The sequence below is a fragment of the Rhodoferax sp. genome (genome assembly GCF_034519335.1).
Taxonomy (GTDB): domain Bacteria; phylum Pseudomonadota; class Gammaproteobacteria; order Burkholderiales; family Burkholderiaceae_C; genus Allorhodoferax.
The window spans coordinates 89,823-96,273 of record NZ_JAXHOL010000023.1; the positions used below are offsets into that span (position 1 = coordinate 89,823).

The window sequence follows — 6,451 nt, forward strand, 5'->3', positions numbered from 1 at the left end:
TTCCTTACCGCAAAAACGGGCGGAAATAACTCTGCATTACTACTTCAGTATTCACGTCGGCGCCAAATCCACGCGCGGTGACACGCACCACTTTGTCATCACCCCGCGATAGGTATTCCATGATGTATTCGGGTTGCCGGGCAACGCCACTCAAGCGAGCCACTCCAGTGAAGGTACCTAAAGGAACTGATCCATCGAAAGTGCAATTGGTGTCTATGCCGGCTGCATCACTGGGCTTAGCGCTTGCAGGGCCTGCAGGATCGCCTTCCCAGCGACCCTCTTTGTCGTTGGTCGTTGGCCACCAAGGCTCCGGGTTAATAACGGGGTCCGTCGTGTAATTGCTCGTGTCGTAATAACTCAGTTCATACCTGCATTGACCTCGCGGACAGTTGGTATCAAAGTTGGGAGCACGTAGCGCCCCAGACAATGGCCGATCTGCATCGCGTGGGCACAGGGCAGTTGGCAGCCGTGTAGAGACTGTCAGCATCAGGTCTCGTTCGGCATCACGCAAGGCCGCTTCCGCCGCTTGCCGGGCAACTTCGTAATCCAGCTGATTGCGAGTCAGTTTTTCACCGACGGTGGCATGCCGAATTCCCAGTGTTCCCAAGATGGTGATGACAAGCAAAAACATCAGCACCATGGGCAGTGCAATGCCAGATGCGCGGGAGCGGGTGGAGCGCGTTTGGTTAGGCTTGCGCATCAATACACCCCGTTGAGGTTGTTGCGGATGGCAAAAACCCGCTCAAAGCGCTTAAAAATAGTGCGGTCAGCAGCATCGTAGGCCACCGCATTTCCACGGCAATCGTTGTAGGTGCGGTTCACACCCGCTGCGTCTTGGGTGCGGGAGTTTTCCATCGTACGGGTCAAAATGCAGACATGAACTGCTGTGACCCGCTGCCACCCTGTTTTTCCACCGGCAATAGGCAAGGCAGATACCTCTGCAGCAGTGTGGTAAGTTTCCGGAGATAAACTGCCGGTTCCGTTGTGCACACCATAACGGAACACCATATCAGCCAGCCCTTCGAACATGGGTTGGTAAACGCTGTCCTCTGGGTTGCGGCCGTTGCCATTGCAACCCAAGCTCATGGTGGCAACTGCGCGCTCTGTGGTACCGGGGCCTTGCACGGTGTAGTTATTGGCGACCAACCCAAAGCGATTGGAAATATAGCGCGGGCGTCCGGCCGCTAACTGTCCCGCGTTATTTGCATCCGTTTCCACGTCTTGTCGCAGGCAGTCAAAACCGCTAGAGAATGTGGTGGTCGAGTCCAGCTCCGGGATACCAAAATAATTGATCACCACGGAGTCAGGGGTATTGGCCACAGCGGCAGGGCAGGTTCCGGTAACAGGGTTAAATCGTGCGCCATCGCAGCCAAAGAGCCCTTGGTTGTAGGCCACTACTGCCGGGTTCTTGGTATTGCTAAATCCGCCCATCAGGTTGGTGCTCGCCGTCCCGTTGGACATGATGGCAGGGTAGTACCCAGCCATTTGCAGTTCTCGTCCCACCATGTCCAAAACCAGCTTTGCGTTTTCATTGACGATAGATACGCTGGACATTGCCGTTGATGTGCTTCTTGCAGCCAGATACGCGGTGGCTGCAGCCAAACCAATGGCCAAGCTAATTACCAGGCTCACCATCAGTTCCACCAAAGTCAAACCGGCTTGTTGGGCCCTCAACGGGAGGCGCATGCGTAGGTGGCTCATGGAATCAACTCCAGGTTGGCGCAGCGGACTCCAACCAAGGCTGCGGCGGTTCCCACAGCTGCAGGGCAGCAGTTGCGTGCGGCTACACCCGTAGTGGCCGCAGTGCAAATAGCTGGTGATTGCAAAACACCCGCATCCACATTGTCTTTGTCATACCAAGCCACGGTTACTAAGAACCGAAGGTCAACCCCTTTGGTGCCAGTGGGGACTACAAACCCGGTGGCACCGGGAAGCTGTTGGTCCAAATCCCTGCGCCAAACCAGCAAATCGTACGTTGCAAGTTCCGCCGCATCGCAGGTCGTTGCGTCGCAGTCTTTGGCGGGGTCGAAGTAAGTGGCGCTGGCTTCGATGGCGGTGCGCTCCTCCGCGTAAGTGCGTGTGTAGTTGTAGGCGGTAGCCAAAGCGCCGGAGTTGGCACGAATGCGGTCGGCCAAACTGGCAATATTGGAGGAGAGGGCGCTGCGAATCCAGCTGGATTGTTCATACTTGAGGGCCGCCGTTTGCATGCCAAGCATGCCAAGCAATCCGATGGACAGCACCAGAATGGCAACTAAGGCCTCAATTAATCCAGCACCTTGCTGGTTTTTCATGGACATGCATCAACTCCTGCATATTGCTTCACGGTTACGCGTCCCGATGAGCTGATACAGATCGATCGGTAGTGGGGACTACTCACTGATTCAGGCTCGTACGAAAGTGTGAAATTGCTTTGTCCAGAGTTCGTCAAGCCTCTGGATTCAAATGTCAGTCGCCGAAGGCTATCGCTCGATTCGAGCTTGAAGTTATTGTCTCCAGTCTGGCGCACGGCAATCAAGGTCGATCCATTGGTGGTCGGGTTATTCTGTGTGGTTGAGCACGTAGGGTTGGCAAAAATAATCCAACCGTTTTGCCAATTCTTGTTGCCCACCGCGGCACATGTTGGAGTTCCTCCGGTTAACGCATTTGCGGTATTGATGGATGTACAAATAGCTACACAACTATTTCTTGTGATTGCCTCTGTTCGGGCACGCGCCACGTCGTTTGCAAAGTCCGAAGTAATGCTCCCGACTTGGCTACGTACCTGCATCTCGCGCAGACTTGGCACGCCGATGGCCAAAATGATGGCCAATATGGCCACCGTGACCAGCAACTCAATCAAGGTGACGCCAGTGGCGTAGCCGGCGCCTGGTGTGCCTGCAGTTGCGTGGGGCGGTAAAGGGAGAAGACTAGGGACGGACATGCCCAGAGTATAGAAAGTGTGCGCGACAGTTGAATGCCCGGTTATCGCTGTTGCGATACCACTAGTCCCATCGGTTTTTGTGGTCTGGCGGGGTTATCGGCTTACTTCATCCACCAACGTCTTGAACTCGTCAATGTCTTCAAAGCTGCGGTACACGCTGGCAAAGCGCACATAGGCAACCTTGTCGAGCTTTTTGAGTTCACGCATCACCAGTTCGCCGATGCGGGTGGACTGGACTTCGCGCAGGCCCAGGTTAAGGAGTTTTTCTTCGATGCGCTCGATGGCGCTGTCGATTTGCTCGGTGCTGACTGGGCGCTTGCGCAGGGCCAGGTTCATGGAGGCGAGCAGTTTGGTGCGTTCAAACTCGATTCGGCGGCCGTCTTTCTTGACGATGGCCGGAAAGTTGACGTCCGGGCGCTCGTAGGTGGTAAAGCGCTTTTCGCATGATCCGCACTGGCGGCGGCGGCGAATGAAGTCCCCATCTTCCGAAATCCGGGTCTCCACGACCTGGGTTTCAGAGTGGCTGCAGAAGGGGCATTTCATGGGGTAGGGGTGCTCACTTAAGTGCCAAATAGCGCTCTAGCCCTTATAAACCAAGCGCGAGCAGCTATCAAAATAATAGTTCTCGCGCTTGCCACAAGGCTTACTTGTAGACCGGGAAGCGCGATGTCAGCGCATGCACTTTGGCGCGCACTGCCGCGATGTTGGCTTCGTCGCGTGGGTTGTCCAGCACATCGGCAATCAGGTTGGCAGTGGCGCGGGCTTCCTCGTCCTTGAAGCCGCGGGTGGTCATGGCAGGCGTGCCAATACGCACGCCGCTGGTGACCATGGGCTTCTCGGGGTCGTTGGGGATCGCGTTTTTGTTGATGGTCATGTGGGCGGCGCCCAACACGGCCTCGGCTTCTTTGCCGGTAATGCCTTTGGAACGCAGGTCCACCAGCATCACGTGGCTGTCGGTGCCGCCGCTGACGATACGCAGACCGCGGGCGGTCAGCGTTTCGGCCACGATCTTGGCGTTGCGCGCAACCTGTTGCTGGTAGGTTTTGAACTCGGGCGCCATGGCCTCCTTGAACGCCACCGCCTTGGCGGCGATCACGTGCATGAGCGGGCCGCCTTGCAGGCCTGGGAAGATGGCGCTGTTGATGGCTTTTTCGTGCTCAGCCTTCATCAGGATGATGCCGCCACGCGGGCCGCGCAAGCTCTTGTGGGTGGTGGAGGTCACCACGTCGGCGTGCGGCACGGGGTTTGGGTACACGCCCGCAGCGATCAGGCCTGCGTAGTGGGCCATGTCGACCATGAAGATGGCGCCCACGTCTTTTGCCACTTTGGCGAAACGTTCAAAGTCGATGGCCAAGGAATAGGCGGATGCACCGGCGATGATCAGCTTGGGCTTGGTCTCGTGCGCCTTTTTCTCCATGGCGTCATAGTCGATCTCTTCTTTGGCGTTCAAACCATAAGACACGACGTTGAACCACTTGCCGCTCATGTTCAGGGCCATGCCGTGGGTCAGGTGGCCACCCTCGGCCAGGCTCATGCCCATGATGGTGTCGCCGGGTTTCAGGAAGGCCAGGAAAACGGCTTCGTTAGCTGATGCTCCGCAATGGGGCTGCACGTTGGCGGCTTCGGCGCCAAAGATCTGCTTGATACGGTCGATAGCCAGTTGCTCGGCCACGTCCACGTGCTCGCAACCACCGTAGTAGCGGCGGCCTGGATAGCCTTCGGCGTACTTGTTGGTCAGTTGGCTGCCTTGGGCGGCCATGACGGCAGGAGACGCGTAGTTTTCGCTGGCAATCAGCTCAATGTGGTGCTCTTGGCGTGCGTTTTCGGCCAAGATGGCAGTCCACAGTTCGGGGTCGGCTTGTTCAACAAGGATGTTACGGTCGTACATGGCAGTCCTAAAAGACAAAGGGCCTGTGGGTCTGAAAGACACAGGGCTGCCCAGGCGAACGGCTGATCGCAGCCACATTTACAGTGGTGCGGCACGCTTCCCAGTGGTGTCCCACGTCAGCGTCAGTCGGCTTTGAAGGGCCCGACGCCTATCGCCAGTTGCGTGCGAGTCCGAGTTTAACCGAGACCGCTCAGGAGTTGGCCAAGCGGGCGACGTTTTCTGTGCTGGCAGGCTGGGCTGTTTCTGGCGCAGGCAGCTTGACGGGGATGGACGTAGCCGGTGGTGCCATCAATGGCAGTGGTTTACCCGCAGCAATGGATTGCAGCCGAGCATGTTCGGCCATGACTTTGGCGGTGTAGCCGCCGTCGTCTTCCAGATTGGCCGCACCCACGTAGTACTTGAGCCCGCCCTCGACGGAGCCGGCGCGGGCAATGCACTCTTGCAGTACCTTCACACCCACACGCAAATTGGATACGGGATCGAACGCAGCAAGCTTGCCGCCGAAGCCTTCGTACTTGTCGCTATGCACCTTGGTCATCACTTGCATCAGGCCTTGTGCGCCGACGTGGCTTTGCGCAAAGGGGTTGAATCCCGACTCAATAGCCATGATGGCGAGAATGAGGGTGGGGTCTAGTTTGGTACGTTGGCCAATTTCGTAGGCTTCTGCAACCAGTGCGCTCAAAGGCTCAGGCGCCACACTGTATTTTTTGCTCAGCCAAAACGCTACAGCGGCTTGCTGTTTTGGCAATGCTTGGGGGTTGGCCGCTGTGGCGCGTTCCACGGCATCGGGTTCTGTGGCAATGCCGGTGGTAACCACATGGCGGTTTTGCAGCCAGCCCATCAGCTGGATTTCGCCGGCTTGGCGAATTTCGGGGCGTGCCGTCAGGGTGATGATGGCAAACATCACGGTCAAGCCAAGGAGGGCGAAACCGTTGTGGGTAATTTCAAAGAAACCTTGGGCGATGTCTTTCGCAACGATGCGAAGGCCCTTGGTGAATTGTTGAGTCGCTGTCATAGCTCTTCCTTCTTTGGCGGGGGCCAGGACCTTGGCGCTGCAAAACAGCGGGGCGGTTCGGACACCTCGTTTGGGTTGGTACGCTATCAATATCCTGCGGCGTCGTCTCGACATGTGCAGCGATTTGAATATGCCGGGTTCGGCAGCGGGGCGGGTAATCCCTAGTCAAAATTTGGGATGGGCGGATTCTAGGTGGCATTTATATACATAGTCAACCATATGAAATGGCTTTTATATGTTTTATGGTTTGTTTTTTTGCTGATTTAGCCCTGAGTTTGAAGATTTTTTGGCTTTAGAGCCTTAGCCTTAGCTTGCCAATCGACAGGCCGCGAACCATTGAAACTTTCATTTGAAACAGCTCGGGTGCGTGCCTAGACTGTGTGTGCCTGAGCTTTCAGGCGTTGTTCCGGCAGTAGCCAGTCCGTGCTCCAGGCACCGTGATAAAGCGGCCCCGGTAACCCCAAGGAGGCAATCATTGCTTCATGTTCGTGGTGGGACGGCAAGCTCCCCTGCGACAACCCGTGATGGTATGGACCTTCGGTCAGCCATCGAGCCCGGCAGCGGTCTGTTCAGACTTCTGCCGGGCTTTCTTTTCCTGCCCAGAAGCTGCGTAGTGAGCCAAGCGCAC

Annotated in this window: 7 protein-coding genes and 1 riboswitch; all 7 genes read right to left on the reverse strand. The window is 56.7% G+C overall.

The features are described 5' to 3' along the window. Positions 1–4: 4 nt before the first annotated feature. The gene (locus U5O12_RS09995) at positions 5–700 is read right to left on the reverse strand and encodes a pilus assembly PilX family protein (RefSeq protein WP_322578492.1); all 696 of its coding nucleotides are present in this window, start codon (positions 698–700) and stop codon (positions 5–7) included. Beyond that, positions 700–1,701 carry a PilW family protein gene (locus U5O12_RS10000; protein ID WP_322578493.1) on the reverse strand — a complete coding sequence of 334 codons (1,002 nt, stop codon included), beginning with the start codon at positions 1,699–1,701 and terminating at the stop codon, positions 700–702. The genes U5O12_RS09995 and U5O12_RS10000 overlap by 1 nt, the downstream gene beginning before the upstream one ends. After that, positions 1,698–2,297, reverse strand: a complete 600-nt coding sequence (gene pilV, locus U5O12_RS10005) for a type IV pilus modification protein PilV (RefSeq protein ID WP_322578494.1) — start codon at positions 2,295–2,297, stop codon at positions 1,698–1,700. The genes U5O12_RS10000 and pilV overlap by 4 nt, the downstream gene beginning before the upstream one ends. Continuing rightward, positions 2,288–2,920, reverse strand: coding sequence for a GspH/FimT family pseudopilin (locus U5O12_RS10010; protein ID WP_322578495.1), 633 nt, complete (start codon positions 2,918–2,920; stop codon positions 2,288–2,290). The genes pilV and U5O12_RS10010 overlap by 10 nt, the downstream gene beginning before the upstream one ends. Positions 2,921–3,013: 93 nt before the next feature. After that, entirely contained in the window at positions 3,014–3,463 is a 450-nt protein-coding gene (nrdR, locus tag U5O12_RS10015; protein ID WP_322578496.1) for a transcriptional regulator NrdR, read from the reverse strand. A 100-nt stretch (positions 3,464–3,563) separates the two neighbouring features. Continuing rightward, positions 3,564–4,808 (reverse strand): serine hydroxymethyltransferase, encoded by a 1,245-nt coding sequence (gene glyA / locus U5O12_RS10020; RefSeq protein WP_322578497.1) that lies wholly within the window; start codon positions 4,806–4,808, stop codon positions 3,564–3,566. A 41-nt stretch (positions 4,809–4,849) separates the two neighbouring features. Then, positions 4,850–4,980, reverse strand: a riboswitch (ZMP/ZTP riboswitch). Between the two features lie 18 nt (positions 4,981–4,998). Then, entirely contained in the window at positions 4,999–5,823 is an 825-nt protein-coding gene (locus U5O12_RS10025; protein WP_322578498.1) for a lytic transglycosylase domain-containing protein, read from the reverse strand. Positions 5,824–6,451 lie beyond the last annotated feature (628 nt).

Coding starts and splice junctions, on each gene's coding strand:
- U5O12_RS09995 (WP_322578492.1), bottom strand. CDS start 700: ATGCGCAAGCCTAACCAAACGCGCTCCACCCGCTCCCGCGCATCTGGC.
- U5O12_RS10000 (WP_322578493.1), bottom strand. CDS start 1,701: ATGAGCCACCTACGCATGCGCCTCCCGTTGAGGGCCCAACAAGCCGGT.
- pilV (WP_322578494.1), bottom strand. CDS start 2,297: ATGTCCATGAAAAACCAGCAAGGTGCTGGATTAATTGAGGCCTTAGTT.
- U5O12_RS10010 (WP_322578495.1), bottom strand. CDS start 2,920: ATGTCCGTCCCTAGTCTTCTCCCTTTACCGCCCCACGCAACTGCAGGC.
- nrdR (WP_322578496.1), bottom strand. CDS start 3,463: ATGAAATGCCCCTTCTGCAGCCACTCTGAAACCCAGGTCGTGGAGACC.
- glyA (WP_322578497.1), bottom strand. CDS start 4,808: ATGTACGACCGTAACATCCTTGTTGAACAAGCCGACCCCGAACTGTGG.
- U5O12_RS10025 (WP_322578498.1), bottom strand. CDS start 5,823: ATGACAGCGACTCAACAATTCACCAAGGGCCTTCGCATCGTTGCGAAA.